Source organism: Pandoraea sputorum (assembly GCF_000814845.2).
In the GTDB taxonomy this organism is placed as follows: domain Bacteria; phylum Pseudomonadota; class Gammaproteobacteria; order Burkholderiales; family Burkholderiaceae; genus Pandoraea; species Pandoraea sputorum.
Genome location: NZ_CP010431.2, coordinates 2781053 through 2798766, shown reverse-complemented (window position 1 = coordinate 2798766; position 17714 = coordinate 2781053). Strand labels below are relative to the sequence as shown.

At 64.4% G+C, this 17714-nt stretch carries 13 protein-coding genes; 6 read left to right on the top strand and 7 right to left on the bottom strand.

Going from position 1 to position 17714, the window contains the following annotated elements:
* Nucleotides 1-9: 9 nt before the first annotated feature.
* Nucleotides 10-996 (bottom strand): LysR family transcriptional regulator, encoded by a 987-nt coding sequence (locus NA29_RS12375; protein ID WP_167370896.1) that lies wholly within the window; start codon nt 994-996, stop codon nt 10-12.
* A gap of 210 nt (nt 997-1206) precedes the next feature.
* Here NA29_RS12375 and NA29_RS12370 point away from each other — a divergent pair, with 210 nt between their 5' ends.
* Entirely contained in the window at nt 1207-3081 is a 1875-nt protein-coding gene (locus tag NA29_RS12370; protein ID WP_072633272.1) for a sulfatase family protein, read from the top strand.
* A gap of 154 nt (nt 3082-3235) precedes the next feature.
* Nucleotides 3236-3850, top strand: a complete 615-nt coding sequence (locus NA29_RS12365) for a putative pterin-binding protein (RefSeq protein ID WP_039398501.1) — start codon at nt 3236-3238, stop codon at nt 3848-3850.
* Between the two features lie 16 nt (nt 3851-3866).
* Here NA29_RS12365 and NA29_RS12360 read toward each other — a convergent pair whose 3' ends face one another.
* Both NA29_RS12360 and NA29_RS12355 read right to left on the bottom strand, forming a co-directional pair.
* A complete protein-coding gene (locus NA29_RS12360) occupies nt 3867-5990 on the bottom strand; it encodes an esterase/lipase family protein (protein ID WP_072633271.1) in 2124 nt (707 codons plus the stop codon).
* Complete coding sequence (locus tag NA29_RS12355) at nt 5987-7060, bottom strand: Lnb N-terminal periplasmic domain-containing protein (protein WP_442756986.1); 1074 nt, start codon at nt 7058-7060, stop codon at nt 5987-5989. Before NA29_RS12355 ends, NA29_RS12360 begins: the two co-directional genes overlap by 4 nt.
* 185 nt (nt 7061-7245) lie before the next feature.
* Between NA29_RS12355 and NA29_RS12350 the strand changes: the two genes are divergently transcribed.
* Nucleotides 7246-7656: a hypothetical protein gene (locus NA29_RS12350; RefSeq protein WP_039398499.1), complete on the top strand. Its 411-nt coding sequence runs from the start codon at nt 7246-7248 to the stop codon at nt 7654-7656.
* 173 nt (nt 7657-7829) lie between these two features.
* Here the strand turns inward: NA29_RS12350 and NA29_RS12345 are convergent, their stop codons facing one another.
* The 3 genes from NA29_RS12345 to NA29_RS12335 form a co-directional block, all read right to left on the bottom strand.
* A complete protein-coding gene (locus NA29_RS12345; protein WP_039398496.1) occupies nt 7830-8834 on the bottom strand; it encodes a sterol desaturase family protein in 1005 nt (334 codons plus the stop codon).
* A gap of 12 nt (nt 8835-8846) precedes the next feature.
* Entirely contained in the window at nt 8847-9881 is a 1035-nt protein-coding gene (locus NA29_RS12340) for a YVTN family beta-propeller repeat protein (RefSeq protein ID WP_084103696.1), read from the bottom strand.
* 143 nt (nt 9882-10024) lie between these two features.
* Nucleotides 10025-10594 (bottom strand): PadR family transcriptional regulator, encoded by a 570-nt coding sequence (locus NA29_RS12335; RefSeq protein WP_039398495.1) that lies wholly within the window; start codon nt 10592-10594, stop codon nt 10025-10027.
* Between the two features lie 179 nt (nt 10595-10773).
* On the opposite strand from NA29_RS12335, the gene NA29_RS12330 reads away from it, so the two are divergent.
* Together NA29_RS12330 and NA29_RS12325 are read left to right on the top strand one after the other, a co-directional pair.
* Entirely contained in the window at nt 10774-12804 is a 2031-nt protein-coding gene (locus NA29_RS12330) for an NADPH-dependent 2,4-dienoyl-CoA reductase (protein ID WP_039398493.1), read from the top strand.
* Nucleotides 12805-13016: 212 nt separating this feature from the next.
* Nucleotides 13017-14792: a GGDEF domain-containing protein gene (locus NA29_RS12325; RefSeq protein ID WP_052252879.1), complete on the top strand. Its 1776-nt coding sequence runs from the start codon at nt 13017-13019 to the stop codon at nt 14790-14792.
* A 55-nt stretch (nt 14793-14847) separates the two neighbouring features.
* Here NA29_RS12325 and NA29_RS12320 read toward each other — a convergent pair whose 3' ends face one another.
* Nucleotides 14848-16230, bottom strand: a complete 1383-nt coding sequence (locus NA29_RS12320; protein WP_095178539.1) for a CoA transferase — start codon at nt 16228-16230, stop codon at nt 14848-14850.
* 248 nt (nt 16231-16478) lie between these two features.
* Here NA29_RS12320 and NA29_RS12315 point away from each other — a divergent pair, with 248 nt between their 5' ends.
* Complete coding sequence (locus tag NA29_RS12315) at nt 16479-17690, top strand: citrate synthase family protein (protein ID WP_039398491.1); 1212 nt, start codon at nt 16479-16481, stop codon at nt 17688-17690.
* Nucleotides 17691-17714 lie beyond the last annotated feature (24 nt).

Sequence of the window (17714 nt, the reverse complement as noted above, 5' to 3'; positions counted from 1 at the left end):
TAATTCTATTCATGATGACGATGCCGTGAGGGTGCGCGAAACGTCCTGCAAGACGTCGATGAGTGCAAGGGTAGCGGCACTCGGCGCGTGCCCATGCAGGACGCCGACGGTGGGGGCGACGTGAGAGAACGGCAGCCCGAAGTCATGAAGCGTCGGGGCGAGCGGCGATCGCGCCACGCCCAGCGTGGACGCGAGGAAGAGACAGGGCATGACCTGCGCGGTGCTCGCATTGGTCATGAGCGTGACCGACTCCATGACCACGCGTGGCAGCGGCAGCCCGTGATGGGCGAATTCGGTATCGATGGCTCGTCGCATCGGGGTGCCGGGCGGTGGAACGATCCACGGATAGCGTGCGACGTCGGGCCAGCCGGGCGACGGGTGCGATGCCAGCGGGTGGTTTCGCGCGCCGAATACCCGCACGTCGTCTTCATACAGCGGTACGGTGCCGAAGCCCGCGTTCATGGCGGTTTCGTCTAACCGGCAGACGAGCAGATCGATCTCATGCCAGTGCGCGCGGGGCAGCAGGCGGTCGAGCGTGTCTTCGAACAGATTGATGCGAAGCGTCGGCCCCGTGCGTTCCAGTCGCGCGAGCGTTTGCGGCATGAGCACGCTTGCCATGCCCGGCAGGACGCCGACGTTGACCGGCCGCGCAAGTCCGTCGCGTAACGCCTGCATGGCCGGTGCAACGCCCGCCAGATCCGTCAGCATGCGCTCGGCGCGTTCGAGCAGGGCGTCGCCGTACGGGGTCGGGGTCACGCGCCGGGTAGTGCGCTCGAACAACGACACGCCCAGTGCGTCCTCGATCTCACGCAGCCACTTCGACAACGCGGGCTGGGTGATCGCGGCAGCTTCCGCCGTGCGGGCGAAACTGCGCGTGCGGCCCAGCCAGCGCAGCGTCTCAAGATCGCGGATCCGGAGTTTGCGCAGGACGGCCGGAATCTGACGGGCGAGTTCGGGCGGCGGCAAATGAGACGGAGGCAAATGAGACTGAGGCAATGAATCTCGGCGCGCGCGGGAGTCTTCGGTCATGTCGGCGAGGCAATGCATCGATGAGTTGCCGATACGTTACCGCACTATTGATGTTCTGCGGGTAATGAATGTGAAGTGACTTTTCATCGATTTGTTCAGAATTCAACCGAATAATGAGACTCCCATCCGGTAGCTGGCGCACGACACGACGCTGGCACCTCATCAGGAGCGAGACGCATGACGACACGAAAACCTTCATCCCCCACGACCGCCGACGCCACATCCGCGATACAGCCTGATGCGCCCAACCGCAATGCGCGACGCGATTTTCTGAAGCAGGCGGGTGTCGCGATGGCATCGGCCGGGCTGGTGCCGTCGGCCATGTCGGCCACGGGAGCGGCATCGCCGACCCAGCACGCGGCCGACGACGGTTACGTCATGCCGACGCAAGCCCCGGCGACCGCACCTAAGGGCTACAACATCCTGTTCATCCTCACCGATCAGGAGCGGCATTTCGACAAGTGGCCGTTTCCGGTGCCGGGCCGCGAACGGCTGCGCCGTGAGGGGGTGACGTTCATGAATCATCAGATTGCGGCGTGCGTGTGTTCGCCGTCGCGCTCTGTCGTCTACACCGGCCAGCACATCCAGCACACGCGCGTGTTCGACAACTGCGGCATTCCGTGGCAGCCGGATATGTCGACCGATATCCGCACGATCGGCCACATGATGCGCGACGCCGGGTACTACGCGGCGTATCTCGGCAAATGGCATCTGAGCGGCAAACTGCACCACAATCACACACCCTACGACACGCCAACGCAGGAATACAACGCGCTGATTCGCTCGTACGGATTCGACGACTACTTCGGCGTGGGCGATCTGATCGGGCGTGTGCGCGGGGGCTATACCTACGACGGATTGACGACGTCGTCCGCTGTGTCGTGGCTGCGCGGACGCGGCGCACAACTGGCGAGCGAACAGAAGCCGTGGTTCATGGCAGTGAATCTCGTCAACCCGCACGACGCGATGTTCCTGAACACCGATCCGGCGGGCGTCGATACGCAAAACGCCAGCAAGCCGACGCTGGGCAACGCCCGTCCGCCGAAGGACAGTCTTTACGATAAGCACTGGGATGTACCGCTCGCAGCCACACGTAAGCAGGCCTACGATGCACCCGGGCGACCCGCTGCGCACGGCGTCTACAACGCGGCCGAGGGCGTGCTGGTCGGGGACTATCCGTTAGACGACGCACGTCTTCAGGTCTATCAGGACTATTACTTCAACTGCATCCGCGACTGCGACACCCATGTCGTGACGCTGCTCGATACGCTGCGCGAACTGGGTGTCGACAAGAACACCATCGTCGTGATGAGTGCCGATCATGGCGATCACGTCGGTGCGCACAAGCTGGTAGGCAAGGGGCCGACGACCTATCGCGAGCAGAATCACGTACCGCTCGTGATTCGTCATCCGGCGTATCCGGGCGGGAAGCAATGCGCCGCGCTCAGCTCGCACGTGGATATCACGCCGACGTTGCTCGGATTGACGGGGCTGGACGCCGAGAGCGTGGCCCGCATTGCTGGCAAGGCCGCGCATGGGCATGACCTCACGCCACTGCTGCGCCGACCTGAGAGGCAGGCGGTCGATGCGCTGCGTCCGGCCACCCTGTTCAACTACGCCATGCTGCTCTTCTACGACAGCGAGTGGCTCGCGCAGGAATATGCGACATTGCGGCAAAAGGGCATGCCGGTCGACGAGATCCATCGACGGGTGATCGCACGTCAGCCGGACTTCCGGCATCGCGGCATGATTCGCAGCGTGTTCGACGGCCGCTATCGCTTCTCGCGCTACTTTTCGCCGAAGGCGTTCAATCGGCCGACGTCGCTGGAGGCGCTGTTCGCCAGTAACGACGTCGAACTCTACGATCTGCACGCCGATCCGACGGAGTCGCGCAATCTGGCGCTCGACGCCCGTAGCAACGGCGCGTTGCTGATGGCGATGAACACGCTGCTCAACGATCGGCTGGACACGGAAGTGGGCGAAGATCGCGCCGACATCCTACCGATCCGCGACGGACGCGTGCATTTCACGTTCGAAACGCAGGTCGGCTGATTCAACTGCGCGTTGACCTGACGGCACGGCGGCGACGCCGTTGCCGTTGGCCTGTCGAATGACATCGGTGGTACGCTCTTGCGACCTCATGGGAGCGAGCCGAGGCTCCTCCCGCATGGGTTTGCCGCCTCCGTCATTCGCTATCGCCAACGCTATGAAGAAACGTGAATTCCTTGCCGGTGCCGTGGCACTGGGCGCAACGGTGCCTGTCTTTGCCAAGCCGGGCGCCGCGGGCACTTCCGCCACCTCGGCCACCGCTGCACCGGCGTCAACACCGCTCGTCACGCTCAGCGGTGCGATTGCGCGTCACAACCGGGGGCCGGTCGACCCGGCGCTCGATCAACTGTTTCACAAGCAACTCGTGCAATTCGACGCGGCGTATGCGCTCGACTTCGCCATGCTCACGCGCATGCCAGCGCAGACGATTCGCCCCACGCTGGAGTACGACGCAAAGCCGCACTCGTTGCGCGGGCCGCGTCTGGCGGATGTGCTGGTGCAGTCGGGGGCGCCGTCGAATCCGCTCACGCAGGTGTTGCTGCGCGCGATTGACGGCTACGTGGTGGCGACCACGATAGGGCAGGTGCGGGAGTACGGCTTCCTGCTCGCCACGCATATCGACGACAAGCCGCTCGCGCTAGGCGGTCTCGGGCCGCTCTGGGCCGTGTACGACCCGGCCGCGATCCCGGCGCTGGCGGGTAAACCGCTCAAGGAGCAGTTCACCCTATGTCCGTGGGGCGTGTATCACATTCAGGTCAACGCCGTTTCCTGACGCGCCCGATCCTGTCTTAGTACGATGTCGGGCGTCCCGGCGTCGACGTCGCGCGCGGCGGGGGATTGATCGCCTGATACGGGTTCACCCGCCCGGGCAGCTTGATCGGTTCGAGTTCGTCGACGTCTTCGTGCAGGATGCGCCGGATCTCCAGAATCGCCTGCGGCGTCTCCTGCACGCTGTGTCCTGCGACGATGACACGCTCGGACTGCGCCCCCGCGAGATGCGCGCTCGTGTATGGCACCACACCATCGCTCGACGCCTCCAGCGGCCCCTTGGCGTCGCGCCGCGCGATGATCGAGTGGTATTGCACGGACGGTGAGATCTTCAGCCCGGCCGCAGCCATCACGTAGGGATCGTCGTCACGCAACTGATCGACGCTGTTCGGCACGTAGCGTGTCTTGCCCTCCGACGGACTGTCTTCGGAGCCGGTCGCGTAGTGCAGCACGTCGTCGATCCCCGAGAGCAGCGTGACCGGTAGTTTGATCAGGTTCGAGACCCAGCGTCCGATGCGGTTGCGGGCGAACGGCGTGCCCCGGTGCGGTGCGGCGATGAAGATGGCACGCTCGAACTGCGGCACCGGCTTGAAGCTGAACAGTGGATTGAGTCGGTCGCGAGCGCGGTCGATCTGATCTTCGTCCAGGTGGTACTCGTTCTGGAAGGTGTCCCAGAGCTGATCGTCCGAACTGGACACCATCAGGCGCGCGATCACGCCGCCCATGCTGTGTCCGATGACGACCGCTTCGTGCGACGCGGCAGACAGGCCGTCCGGGTCGAAGTGCTTGAGCGTCGTCTCGAACGCGTTACGAATGGCCATCGCGTTCACGAGAATCGGTGCATTCGTCGGGTAATAGACCTGCCAGACCTGGAAGTGCTCGCGCAGCGTCGTGTCGCCCTGAATTTCGTTGGCGAGATTCACCCACGCCTCCGGGCTGCTGGCCAGCCCATGCAGCATCAGGATGACGCGGCGTCCCGGATCGAATGGCTGCATCAGGTAGATGTGGGGGCGCACGATGCCTCGGTCGCGTCCGAACAGCGTGCGCAGCGACTGCTCGGCGAAGCCCGAGCGCGCCAGCCACAGTCCGTAACCGGCCGTGAAGTTGCCCGCCAGCGGCACCGTCTGATGATTCAGCTCGACGGACGTCTGCCGGTACGGGTCGTAGACCACCAGCGTAGCGACCTTCGTCGTGAGGACCTGTTCGAGCGTCGTGCCGTCAAAGCGCAACAGCAGCGTGAGTGACGGTGAGGGCATCTCGCTGAACACCGGCCCGGCGTTGGGGTCGGTCGCGCGGCGGAAATCGCGCGATGCGCGGCTTTCGCGCGGGTGAAGTGTCGTGTCGCGGTTGTCCGGACCGGTTGCCGCGTCGCCGCGGGGCGTCGGGTTCTGGGCGGCGGCGGCGAGCGCCTCGGCGGCGGACTTCTCATCGAGCACGGCCACCAGCTCAGCGCCGAAACCGTCGCGTCGATACGGGCTGCGCAACCCGGCGAACGACAGCGTGGACGCGGGCAAGACTTCGCGCGGCTGGACGCGGTTATCGGCGAACCGCACGCTGCTGGCGTCGACCGGCAGAAGCCATCCCGCTATCTTGTCGCTGCCCGTTTGCTGCACGCGACGGAACAACGCAACCGAGAAATTCTGCACCGCGTAGTTGTAGTAGTCACGGACCTGCGTTTGACGGTCTTCGAAGGCCCGTTCGCTCGACGGACGGTCGCCGTAGAACAGGTACGCGTAGGCGTAGCGTGCCGAGCGCAGCCACAGATCGAACTGTGCGTCGTTCCATTGCCGCTCGCCCGTAGGTGTTTGCGCGATGGCGAGCTGCATCGACATTTCGGCCATGGCCGCGAGCCGCCGGTCGACGTTGATCTCCTTGGCACGGCCCAACGCGTCGATACAGTCGAGCGAAGATTTGGCGCAAAGGGTTTCGTCGAGGCCTGCCACGCGAACCGTTTCATCGGTCGAGGCGCTGAGCTTGCCGGTCGACAGAATGTCGCCGCGTTTCATGGCGATGTACTGCTCGGGGCCGAGCGAGCGGACTTCCACCATCGCACACCCGGATAGGGCCGTCAGCAATACGGCCGCCATCAGCATGGCCGCCCGCCGCAGCGAGCGCGCCTTGCCAGAGGCATGCAACGAGATCATGGCGTCACCTTCGGATCGTCGCCTGGCACGCCCTGACGGATGAGGGTCGAGAACTCGGGCGAGTCGCCTGCGGCCAGTGCCCGGGCAACGAAATTGCCGCGTTCATAAAGTTGCGCGTAGGTGAAGCCCGGTGTCAGACCGCCCTGATCGTAGGCGTACTCGGCGAAGTACCCCGATAGCAGTAACCGGTAATCGAGCGGCAATCCCGGCGCGATGAGGCGGGCGATCTCGAAGACGATGGTCGTGCAGTTGCTCGTGAGCGTGTTGTACCAGGCGGGCGTATCGTGCAGTTCGCGCGCACGGGCGAGATAGCCGAGGAACACGTCACGCAGTTGTTTGGGCGGGATGTTGAGTCGATACAGGTAGGTCGTCTCGCCGCGCACATTGCTGCGAACCCGCAGAATGTCGCGCTCGTCGGCGGCCACGAGCGTGGCTTCGAAGTCTTTGAAGAACCCGCCGATGGCCGAGAATTTCTGGCCTTGCTTCTTGCGAATCTCGATGGAAAAGACCACGCGGCGGCCGTCGGAGAAGCCGAACGACACCAGCGTGTGGGCAATCGCCGGGCCCATCCAGTACGACAGGACGAGATCGGCACTCTCCAGCTTGTCGAGATCGTACTCGCGGGTTTCCCAACGGGGCGTAAAGTCGGTTTCCGTGCGCCATTCGAAGTTGCGCACGTTGTGCAGCGTGACGTGTTCGCCGTCGATTCGGGAGTCGAGCAATTGCGCAACGTCGGCCGCCCAGAGGCGGTCGTTCGAGGCGCGGATTGTCTGCCACCAGCCGATGAGCAGCACGAGCGCGATCAGAAAGGCGAGCGGCCAACCCCGCAGCGGCATACCGGCGCGCACACGCAAGAGCGCAACGATCGCAACAACCCCGAGCAGTACCCAGACGGCGATCACGAGATAGCGCACGAGCGTCGGCCCCGGGCAACGGTAGGCGAGGGCCATCGCCCCCCAGGCGCATGCACCCAGCACAAGCAGGGCGAGGAACGAGCGCAGCATGTAGACGTACCACGCGATGTGATGGCTGGCGAGCGCGTCGCCAGCATGGGATTGCAGTTGCACCATGTTTCGCAGAATTCAATCCGGTTCAGCGCCGAAGAATACCAGTAGACCGGCTGCTGGCGCCTACAACCCTGCACCCGGTCGTCATTTATTGGTGCGGCGTGGCGCTACAATGCCCCACAATCCGTGCGACTTAGACGCGGATTTCGCACATTCACTTCACGAATTGGAGACGTTATGAGGTTGGCATGCTGAAGCATCCCAAGGGGGGGCTTCATATCGCTGGACGGGTTCGATGGAGCACCTTGCTGATGGTGACGCTTGGCGCCGTCGGGCTCGCCGCCTGCACCACGCGCCCATTTCAGCCCTCGCCACCGCTCTACAAGCTCTGGGCAAAGCGCGGTGTCGACGAGCAGGGCGTGCGCAATGCCATGCTGGCATGCGGCTTCCCCAACTCGGCTTACGTCGACCGCAAGGACATGACGCTCAACGACTTCGCCAAGGGCGAGTTGTGCATGATCGACCACGGATTCCAGTATCAGGACCGGCGGATCATCTGCACCGACTTCCCGGACTTGCCCGCCTGCGCCAATGTGCCGCGCGGCAAGACGTTCGGCTCCGACCCGGACTTTGGTCCAGCCGCGAATAAGCCTCGCTAGGTCAGTGCGCCGACGCTGGCGTCTTCGTCTTTGTTGCCTCTGTTGGTTTCGTCGACCCGTTGGTCTGCGTGCCCGGCCGGGAGGCAGGGGGACGATCGTCGTCCCCCTGTTACATCGTTACTGCGGGGCTTAACGGTAAGGGGCCGGAAGCCCTTCTACGCCGGGAAGGCGGTTCAGACCGGCTGACGGGGCGACGTGCGGCGAGGTGCGAGACGCTTGACGATGCGGCCGAAGGCGCGGACCTGCTGGGCAATGACGCCCAGACCGTAGCGGCGCGAACGTCCTGCCGGGGCGGGCAACTGGTCGCGAATGCCGGTCGGCTCAACGGTCTTTTCCCACGATGCCGTGCGGAAGAGCATATCCCACCACGGGAAGAGCACACCGAAGTTGCAGCCATAGCGCGTGCCTTCGTGTCCGTAGCCAATCGCGTGATGGCGACGATGGAACGTCGGGCTCACGATCAGGCGTTCGAGCACCGGGCCATACGGCAGGCGGGCATTGACGTGCTGCACGCTTTGCAGGAAATTGCCCACGGCCACCAGCACCACGTACTGCGCCGGCTGCACACCGATGAACAGAGCGATTGCGGCGAAGAATGCGGCCTGCACGATGTCGTCGAGAAAGTGATTGCGGTCGTCCGACCACAGCGACATCTGCTGCTGGCTGTGATGCACGGCATGCAGCTCCCACCAGACGCCAAAGCGATGCTGCCAGCGGTGATACCAATAGCCAGCGAAGTCGAGCACCGTCAGATACAGCAGGAACGATACGATGGGCTGGTCGGTCACGCCGGGCACCAGGCCGTCCAGATCGACGCTGGGCAGCCCGTGAATCACCATCTGGCTCTGCAAGTCGTTAAAGAACGGCTGCAATACCACGAAGAACACCAGATTCAGAATGCCGAGCTTGGCGATCCACGTATAGATCACGTCGGCCCGCACCTGCTTGCGGTCTTGCCACTGCTCAACGGGGCGCAGCGCTTCGAGCGGGCGCAACAGCAGGTACGTCAGGCCGACCTGCAATACGCCGATGATCACCAGATAGAGGGCATCGTAGATATCGTCGTCGTAACCCATCAGGTTGAAGTGGAACAGCAGCGGCTGCACCACATCCACGTAGACGAGTGTCTGAACGGCGGAGATGCCGCTATCGACGAAGTTGAGGGCTTCCTGAATCATCTATCTGCCTTGTCAGTCCGGATTCGGCGAGAGAACCGGGGCGCGGTCGGCAAAATAGATGCCGTGCGGCGAACGGTTCACAGCAATGGTGTCGACCAGTTTGCGCGTCGTCAGGTCGATCACGCCAACGTGGCGGGCAAATCGGAACGTTACCCAAAGATAGCGTTTATCTGCGGACAATTCCATATCGTCCGGTCCGGGCATGAGACCGGTGAGGTCGGCCACCTTGGTCAGCGACTCGTAGTCGAGAATACTGATGGTACTTTCCACGCGGTTGCTGACCGCGATATGGCGTCCGTCGGACAGCGATCGGAAGTTGTGCGCGCCACGGCCGGTCTGAATACGCTTGACGACCTTCTGCGCGCGCCAGTCGACCACAGCGACGTCGTCTTCGCCGGTCATGCCGACGAGCAGATACTTGTCGCCCGGCGTCATCCACAGGCCTGCCGGGGTCTTGCCGACCGGCATGCGCCATTTCACCGTTTGCGTCGCCAGGTCGATGGCGGCCAGCTCGCCCGAGTCCTGAAGCGTGACGAACACCGTCTTGCTGTCTGACGAGAACGTCATGTGGCTCGGGGTCTTGGCCAGCGGAATGCGCTTGGCGACCGTGACGTTTTCACCGTCGTAGTGATACAGATCGACACGATCCAGACGCAATGCCGCCGTCACGAACCATTTGCGGTCGGGCGAGAAGCCGAGCTGGTAGGGGTCGTCGATGTCCGCGACCTGACGCTGGAACTTGCCGGTGTTCGGGTCGAGAAACATCAGGCTGTTCGAGACCGAATTGGCCACGATCAGCGAGCGCTTGTCGGGCGTAATCATCAGGTGATGCGGCTCTTTGCCCGTGGGCATCGTGCCAATGACCTTGTGTGACGCCTGATCGATGAGGGAAAGCTGCGCGGCACCCGAGTCGAGCACGATGACCGTGCCGGCGTGGGCGGACGAGAACGTCAGCGGGAGTACGGCGGCTGCCAGCAGGGAGAGCGTCGCGACGCGGGCGCGGCCGGCCAGCCGGGAAATCTTGGAGCGCTTGGAAGAAAACACCATGAATGCCTAGGGGGGGCGAAAAACGGTGACGTTCGCCGGTAAGCTTAACGTCGATTCTCACGTTAAACGCGCCAGACACCCCGTTCGTTGACAAGAAAATGGGACGAATTGGCGGTCTCGTTCGATGGCATCAGGCTGCCTGATCAGGCTTCGTCAGGCGCGCCGGTCGCAGGCCCGTCCCATTGCACCAGCAGGGCCAGCGCCTCGCGGGTCCAGTCCAGCCACCCTTGTTCGTAGCGCACGCCCAATCGCAGGATATGACGTTGCAAGGCGGTTTCGCGTGTCAGCGGTGCGTCCGCCGGGAAGTCGCGTGTTTCGATGGCCTGATAGGCGGCCAGTTTTTGCGCGTGAAGCGCCGCGCGCCGCGCCAGTTCAGGCTGTAGGCGCAGGGAGCCGATGGCAGCGTCCGCCCGCAATCGGACCATGAGGTCGTCGCGCAGGTCGGACGGCTCGGTCGGTGTGGCGGCCCACGCGAGCAGTTCGTCGCGTCCGCCGTCGAGGACCCGATAGACGCGTTTGCGCGTGCGTCCGCCATCCGGGGCGGCCGTCGAGACGATCCACCCGGCAGTCTCCATCCGTGCCAGCTCGCGATAGATCTGCTGATGCGTGGCGTGCCAGAAGAAACCGATGGATTTGTCGAAGCGGCGGGCGAGATCGTACCCCGAAGAGGATTTCTCCAGCAGCGAGGTCATCAGGGCGTGGGCGAGCGGCATGCCCGCTAGTCTAGGGACTCTAATCGCACTATGCAACGGGTTGCATAGTTGTCGGGACGCGCTAGAATCGCCCTCAAACTATGCAACCGGTTGCATAACCGGTCATACGCGTGGTCATTCCCCAATCCCACAAGACCCACGGCCCGCTATCTCCGGGCCGGACGACGAGAGAGACAATCATGAGCGCGACGAGCGGCTACCCCCACCTGATGCAGCCCCTGGATCTGGGCTTTACGACGTTGCGTAACCGCGTGCTGATGGGTTCGATGCACGTTGGACTGGAGGAAGCGCGCAACGGCTTTGCCCGGATGGCCGAGTTCTACGCCGAGCGCGCCCGTGGCGGGGTGGCGCTGATGGTGACGGGCGGTATCGCACCGAACGAGGCAGGGCGTCCGTACGCGGGCGGCGCCAAGCTCAGCACGGAAGAGGAAGCGGACAAGCATCGTGTCGTGACCGACGCCGTTCATGCCGCTGGCGGCAAGATTGCCATGCAGATCCTGCATTTCGGCCGCTACGCCTACCATCCCGATCTCGTCGCCCCGAGCGCCTTGCAGGCCCCCATCACACCGGCCAAACCTCGCGAACTGACGAGCGACGAAGTCGAGTCGACCATCGACGACTTTGTGCGCTGCGCCGCACTCGCGCAGCGCGCGGGGTACGACGGCGTCGAAATCATGGGTTCCGAAGGGTATCTGATCAATGAGTTCATTGCCGCCCGGACCAACCATCGCACCGACGCATGGGGCGGCAGCTACGAGAACCGCATGCGTTTCCCGGTGGAAATCGTTCGCCGGGTGCGTGAGCGCGTCGGGCGCGAATTCATCATCATCTACCGTCTGTCGATGCTCGATCTGGTCGAGGGCGGCTCCACGTTTGACGAAGTCGTCCGGCTCGCGCGCGCGATCGAGGCCGCGGGTGCGACGCTGATCAACACGGGCATCGGTTGGCACGAAGCCCGTATTCCGACGATTGCCACGAGCGTGCCGCGCGCCGCCTTCGCGTGGGTGACGGGCAAGCTCAAGGGGCATGTGGGCATTCCGCTCATCACGACTAACCGCATCAACATGCCGGATGTGGCCGAAAGGATTCTGGCGGACGGCGAGGCCGATATGGTCTCGATGGCGCGCCCGCTGCTGGCCGATCCCGAATTCGTCAACAAGGCGGCCGCCGACCGCGCGCAGACGATCAACACATGTATCGGCTGCAATCAGGCGTGCCTCGACCACACGTTCAGCGGCAAGATCACCTCGTGTCTGGTCAACCCGCGTGCGTGCCACGAGACCGAGTTGCGCATCGAGCCGACCGGGCGTCGACGTCGCGTGGCGGTCGTCGGCGCGGGGCCTGCGGGATTGGCGGCGGCCACGGTGGCCGCGCGACGCGGACATGACGTCACGCTCATCGAAGCCGATGCCGAGATCGGCGGTCAGTTCAATATGGCCAAGCGCATTCCCGGCAAGGAAGAGTTCTTCGAGACACTGCGTTACTTCCGGCACGAACTGGACGCCAGCGGCGTCAACGTTCAGTTGAACACCCGCGCGACAGTGGATTCGCTTGCCGGAGGCGGTTATGACGACGTGGTCCTCGCGACAGGCGTTGTGCCACGTACGCCGGACATCGAAGGCGTGGATCATCCGAAAGTGCTGCGCTATATCGATGTGCTTCGCGGGGGGGCCAAGGTCGGGCGAACCGTCGCGGTGCTCGGTGCGGGCGGTATCGGCTTCGACGTGGCCGAATTCCTCACGCAAGCGGGCGAGAGCGCCACGCTGGTGCCCGAGAAGTTCTACGCCGAGTGGGGCATCGATCCGTCGTACGCCCATGCGGGCGGCCTGCGTCCTCCCGTTCCCGAGACTTCGCCGCGCAAAGTCTTCCTGATGCAGCGCAAGACCTCGAAGGTCGGCGACGGTTTGGGGAAAACCACCGGCTGGATTCATCGTACGTCGCTCAAACATCGCGGCGTGGAAATGATCCCGGGCGTGACCTATCGGCGTATCGACGACGAGGGGCTTCACGTCACGATTGACGATGCGCCGCATGTGCTGCCCGTTGATAACGTAGTTTTGTGCACGGGACAGGAGCCGCTGCGGGAATTGGCTGAAGGGCTGCAGGCGGCGGGTGTGCGCGTGCACGTCATCGGTGGGGCCGATGTGGCGGCGGAACTCGACGCAAAGCGCGCCATCAAGCAAGGCACGGAGTTGGCGATCGACCTATAAGTTTAGGGAGTTACACGGGGCGTGGCATAGCGGTGTGCGACAATGACGCCTCGTGATTTCTGCCTTCCAAAGGCGGTTTTTGCGATGCCAAGCGTGTGTGCCAAGTGCCGGGCACGACGTTTCCGAGGCATGCCCCGGATTGCTGCCATCACGGGGCATCCGTCGCGACCTCAGTGGGACTCCGTACCGTGTGGCCGACGGTGTCATCGTCAATGAAGCGCAAGTTACTTTCGGCCATTTCGCTCACGGGCCGTCTCCGGTTACAGAATCTCGCCATCGTCTGCGCCGTCGTCATGCTTTGCAGCGGGTTGCTGTGCCTGGCGTGGGGCACGTACCGGCGGGCCAGCGATGCAGCGATCGCGCTCGACGCCTTGCGCGCGACGTTGCTTGCGATGGAGAAGGCGTCCGCCGAGCGCGGGCCGGCCAATGCCGTTTTGGGCGCGGACCTTCCGCTGCCCGCGTCGTCGGTCACTGCCTTGCGCAACGCACGTGAAGCGACCAACGAACGACTTGAGGAACTGCTCTCTGCGCTGTCTTCGGACGCCTGCAACCAATGTGCGAGCGGTCTGCGTGCCGTCGAGCGGGCACGGCTCGATCTCGCGGCAGCCAGCGCGAACGTTGATCTGCTGGTGCAGCGTCCGCGCGAAATGCGCAGCGATGCCTCCGTTCGCGATGCCGTCGAGCGCATGGTTCGCGTCATCGCCGACTTCACGCCTGTGGCGTCGTCGCGCATCGATATCGTCTCTCGCGGCGCACCGGGTGCACTGCATTACGTCATCCTCGCGCGTCTCGCGGCCGATCTCCGGGAGCACGCCGGACAACTCGGGTCGCACTTCACCGCCGCACTTACCACTCGACAGACACTGACCGAAGCCGATCAGCGCGCCATCGAGCGAACGCTCGGTCGCATCGACCAGTTGCGCGACATGATCGGCGCGCGCGTCAACGAACCGCCGGAGCTGGGCCCCGACTCGCTGAGCGCGCTGAACGCCCAATATTTCGGTACCGGGCTGCACTACGTGGCGACGGTTCGCACGCTGGCCGCGCAGCCGAATCCGCCCGCGCTCACAACGGCCGAGTTCGCCCGCCAGTATGTGCCGACGATGCGCGCCATCACGGACCTGCGCGACACCATGCTACGGCTCGCACAACGCAAAGTCGAACTGCAACGCTCCCGGGCGTTGCGATGGCTGATCCTGACGTCGTTGGCGGAAGCGGTACTGGTGTTCGTCATCATCGTGGCGATGCGCAACTTCCGGCGCACCGTGGTGCTGCCGTTTGAGTCTGCGACCCGCTTCGTCGACGATCTCGCCCAAGGTAATCTCGACGCAACGGTGCCGGTCGAGGGCATCCCGATGAAGCGCGAACAGGTGCGCGCCGTGTTCGACGCGTTGCGAGCGCTGCGGTTGAACGCCGTCGAGCTGGTGCAATTGCGCCGCGAGCGCGCGCGACTGGTCGGCGAGCTGGAGATGAGTTCGGATACCGATCCGCTCACGCGCCTGATGAACTGGCGCGCCTTCGAGCGTCAGGCGCAGGCGCTGTGTGCGATGCGTACGCCCGGCCACATTGCACTGATCAAGTTCGATATCGACAACTTCACGCAACTCAATGCCGCGTGGGGCCACAGCGTGGGCGACGACGTGCTGCGCCGTGTGGGCGCGGTCTGTCTGAATACGTGCCAACCGGGGGACGTCGTGGCGCGACTGGGTGCAGATGCGTTCGTGATTCTTGCGCGCGTGCTCGACGAATCGCGCGCCCGACAGTTCGCGGAATTGCTACGTGGACGCATCGAAGCGACGACGCTCGCTTTGCCGAACGGAGAAGCGCTGACGCTGACCGCTAGTTTCGGCATTGCGATGGCAGATCCCGCGACCTTCGAAGTCATCGACAGGCGCACTGGCGCGCCCACGAGCGTGTCGGCTTTGCTGAGTCAGGCGGAACGCCAGTTGCACGCGGCTCGTCAGGCGAAGCGCCACGCCATCGACTGACGGCGCGGCCAGCGGAAGGGTGCGCGGCGACGACCGCAAACCCTGTCGTAGATGATTACGGCCACTGTGGCGTTGCCGTTCCCAAGGCCAGCGCGGGCAATGCCCAGTCGACGGGCGTACCCGCCACCGACATCGGCGTGGCGACGCGTCGGACTGGCCCCCACGACGTGTCCTCGATGCGCGGTGACAGATCGTCCGCCGTCTCGGCGGCCAACGGCGGCGGCGCGTTCTCCGGCGTACGGTGCGTGACAAGCAGGCTGGCCGTTCTGGCCAGTGAAGCCTTCACCGAACTTCCGACGCCCTGTGTCTGACGTAGCGCCAGCGCATGCACGGCCGCCGCCGCCATCAGGTACCCGGTCGCGTAATCGATGCCTTGCCCGGGGAGCGGCACCGGACGCTCGGCCCCGGCCGCGCGCATCCCCGCGTCGGCAATACCTGCGCTCATCTGCAGCAGACTGTCGAAGCCGCGTCGCGCGGACCACGGACCTTGCCACCCGTAGGCATCGAGCGAGACGTCGATCAACGTCGGATTGAGTTCGCGGCGGCGGGCGGCACCGAGTCCGAGGCCTTCCAATGCGTCGGGACGGTAGCCGTGAACGACGATGTCTGCGTCGCGCAGCAATCGCTCAAGCGCTTCGCGCCCATCCGCGCACTTCAGGTCAAGCCTTGCGCAGCGTTTGCCGAGCACGACTTCCGGCACCGTGCCGGGTTCGTCCCAGCCGGGCGGATCGATGCGCAGTACCTGTGCGCCGAAGCCAGCGAGAAAGCGTGTAGCCGTCGGCCCCGCGAGGATGCGTGTCAGATCCAGCACGCGAATACCGCTCAGCGGGCGTTCGCGCATGGGCTGCCATGTGCCGCGTCGCGCGTTGCTGGCGCTTGCGGTGTCGAACGTCTCCCAATGCAGCAAGGGTTCGCTGGCGACGGCCATCCCTTGCGGATGCTCCCGCCATTGCGCGAGCGAACGCATGGCGGCGGCGCAACCGCCTTGCGCCACGACGGCGGCTTCGAGGGCGTCGGCTTGCCACGTGGAAACGACCCGCGCGACGGCGTCTCTGTCGGCTTGCACACCCAGTACCGCGAGTGCGGCCGCACGATGATGCGGGGCATTAGTGTGCAGACGAATCCAGCCGTCGGCCGTCCGGTAGTCGCCTGCAATCGGGTCCCACATCGGGGGCGAGGACCAACCTTGCGCACGCAACGACGTCTGAAACCAGAACGACGCCAACCGCCTGTCGACATTGATGTGCGGTGCAACGGCGTGTGCGCTCAGGCCGTAGTCGCCCGTGACCCCCGTGGTCAGACCGGCCACGGCGAGTGTCGCCGTCGCGATCGAGGCGGTCGCGAAATCGGTGTACGGAAATGTGCAGGGCAATGCACCGGTGCCACTCAGCGTGAGATCGGTCGCCGCGTGCTTGCCGCCGTCGACGGCATGGCGCATCTCGCGCAGGTAGGACGCGACAACACCGGTGTCTTCCGCCAACGGCAGTGCAAGATGGGACGTCGGAGACGTCGCAGGGGAGGTCTGTGAAACAGGGGAACGCATGGGAAGTCCTCGAACGATTCGATACGTGGCGTCGCAATGAGTCGCGATGCAAGACTGCCGGCGCATTGAAGCTTAAGCCGATGGATTTTATTGTCAATATTGATTAACTTAATCAATCTGTTGGTCATCCACCGGCTTCGACGATGCAATACTTCACTGCGAAACAAGCGGCCGAGCATCTCGGCGTGTCGCTCCAGACCCTCTACGCGTACGTCAGTCGTGGCCTGCTGCATGCCGAACCGGGCAAGACGCATCGCGACCGTCGTTATCGGGTATCGGACGTCGAGCGCCTGGCGACGCAACGCACGCGCGGACGCAAGCCGAAGGAGGTGGCCAAGGCCGCGCTCGACTGGGGCATGCCGGTGCTGGAGTCTTCCATCACGCTGATTGAAGACGGCCGGTGCTACTACCGCGGACGTGACGCGTTGCAGATGGCGCAAACGGCGTGTGTCGAAGCCACGGCGGCATGGCTGTGGCAATGCGATGAGGCGTCTGCATTTGGCGACGATGCAACCGCCTCCATGAGGCACCTCGCCGCCGACTGGCCCGTGATGTTGCTCGAACGGTATCGCGACCGCCGTGCCGAAGACGCATTGCTGCCCGCATTCACCGTCGCGAGCGACGACGCGTCGACCGCGATCTGGCAACGCGACCCGGTGCGTGTCGCGCAGGGCAGCGCCGCGTTGCTGCGTACGATGACGGCTTGTTTGCTTGGCACACTACCAAGCCACGCGCCAATTCACGAACAATGTGCAGCCGCTTGGGGGGTGAAAGACGCTGAGGGTGCCGATCTCATCCGTATGGCACTGGTGTTGTGCGCGGACCATGAGTTGAACGCATCGAGCTTCACGGCTCGCTGTGTGGCGTCCACCGGCGCGAGCTTGCGCGCGGCAATCGTTGCCGGGCTGTCCGCGCTGACCGGCGGCCGTCATGGGGGCACCACCGCACGCAACGAAGCGATGTGGGACGAAGTCGGTGAGATCGATACCGCCGTGCGCATGCGCGAGCGATTGGCGCGGGGCGAGAAGTTGCCTGGCTTCGGCCATCATCTTTATCCGGCCGGGGATGTGCGGGCAAGTGCGATGCTTGCGCGGGTGTTGCCTGCGCATCCCGCATGGCAAACAATGATCGACTCGGCCGACACACTGATCGGCCAGCGCCCGTCGCTAGATTTCGCGCTCGTGGCGGTGCGCCGTCACCTGGGATTGCCCGTCGGTGCCGCGTTCGGTCTCTTCGCCCTCGGACGCACCATCGGCTGGATCGCGCATGCCAGAGAGCAACGCGAGAGCACGCAACTGATTAGGCCGCGTGCCGCCTATGTTGGCGCGCGACCTGGCGACGTGCTCAGGGTCTGAGCGACACCTGCGAACTCGCTCGGG

What these genes read in the sequence shown, in the direction of transcription:
- NA29_RS12370 (WP_072633272.1), top strand. Translation starts at nt 1,207, where the DNA reads ATGACGACACGAAAACCTTCATCCCCCACGACCGCCGACGCCACATCC.
- NA29_RS12325 (WP_052252879.1), top strand. Translation starts at nt 13,017, where the DNA reads ATGAAGCGCAAGTTACTTTCGGCCATTTCGCTCACGGGCCGTCTCCGG.
- NA29_RS12340 (WP_084103696.1), bottom strand. Translation starts at nt 9,881, where the DNA reads ATGGTGTTTTCTTCCAAGCGCTCCAAGATTTCCCGGCTGGCCGGCCGC.
- NA29_RS12350 (WP_039398499.1), top strand. Translation starts at nt 7,246, where the DNA reads ATGCTGAAGCATCCCAAGGGGGGGCTTCATATCGCTGGACGGGTTCGA.
- NA29_RS12335 (WP_039398495.1), bottom strand. Translation starts at nt 10,594, where the DNA reads ATGCCGCTCGCCCACGCCCTGATGACCTCGCTGCTGGAGAAATCCTCT.
- NA29_RS12355 (WP_442756986.1), bottom strand. Translation starts at nt 7,060, where the DNA reads ATGGTGCAACTGCAATCCCATGCTGGCGACGCGCTCGCCAGCCATCAC.
- NA29_RS12320 (WP_095178539.1), bottom strand. Translation starts at nt 16,230, where the DNA reads ATGCGCCATGCCGTCGACGGCGGCAAGCACGCGGCGACCGATCTCACG.
- NA29_RS12330 (WP_039398493.1), top strand. Translation starts at nt 10,774, where the DNA reads ATGAGCGCGACGAGCGGCTACCCCCACCTGATGCAGCCCCTGGATCTG.
- NA29_RS12365 (WP_039398501.1), top strand. Translation starts at nt 3,236, where the DNA reads ATGAAGAAACGTGAATTCCTTGCCGGTGCCGTGGCACTGGGCGCAACG.
- NA29_RS12360 (WP_072633271.1), bottom strand. Translation starts at nt 5,990, where the DNA reads ATGATCTCGTTGCATGCCTCTGGCAAGGCGCGCTCGCTGCGGCGGGCG.
- NA29_RS12345 (WP_039398496.1), bottom strand. Translation starts at nt 8,834, where the DNA reads ATGATTCAGGAAGCCCTCAACTTCGTCGATAGCGGCATCTCCGCCGTT.
- NA29_RS12315 (WP_039398491.1), top strand. Translation starts at nt 16,479, where the DNA reads ATGCAATACTTCACTGCGAAACAAGCGGCCGAGCATCTCGGCGTGTCG.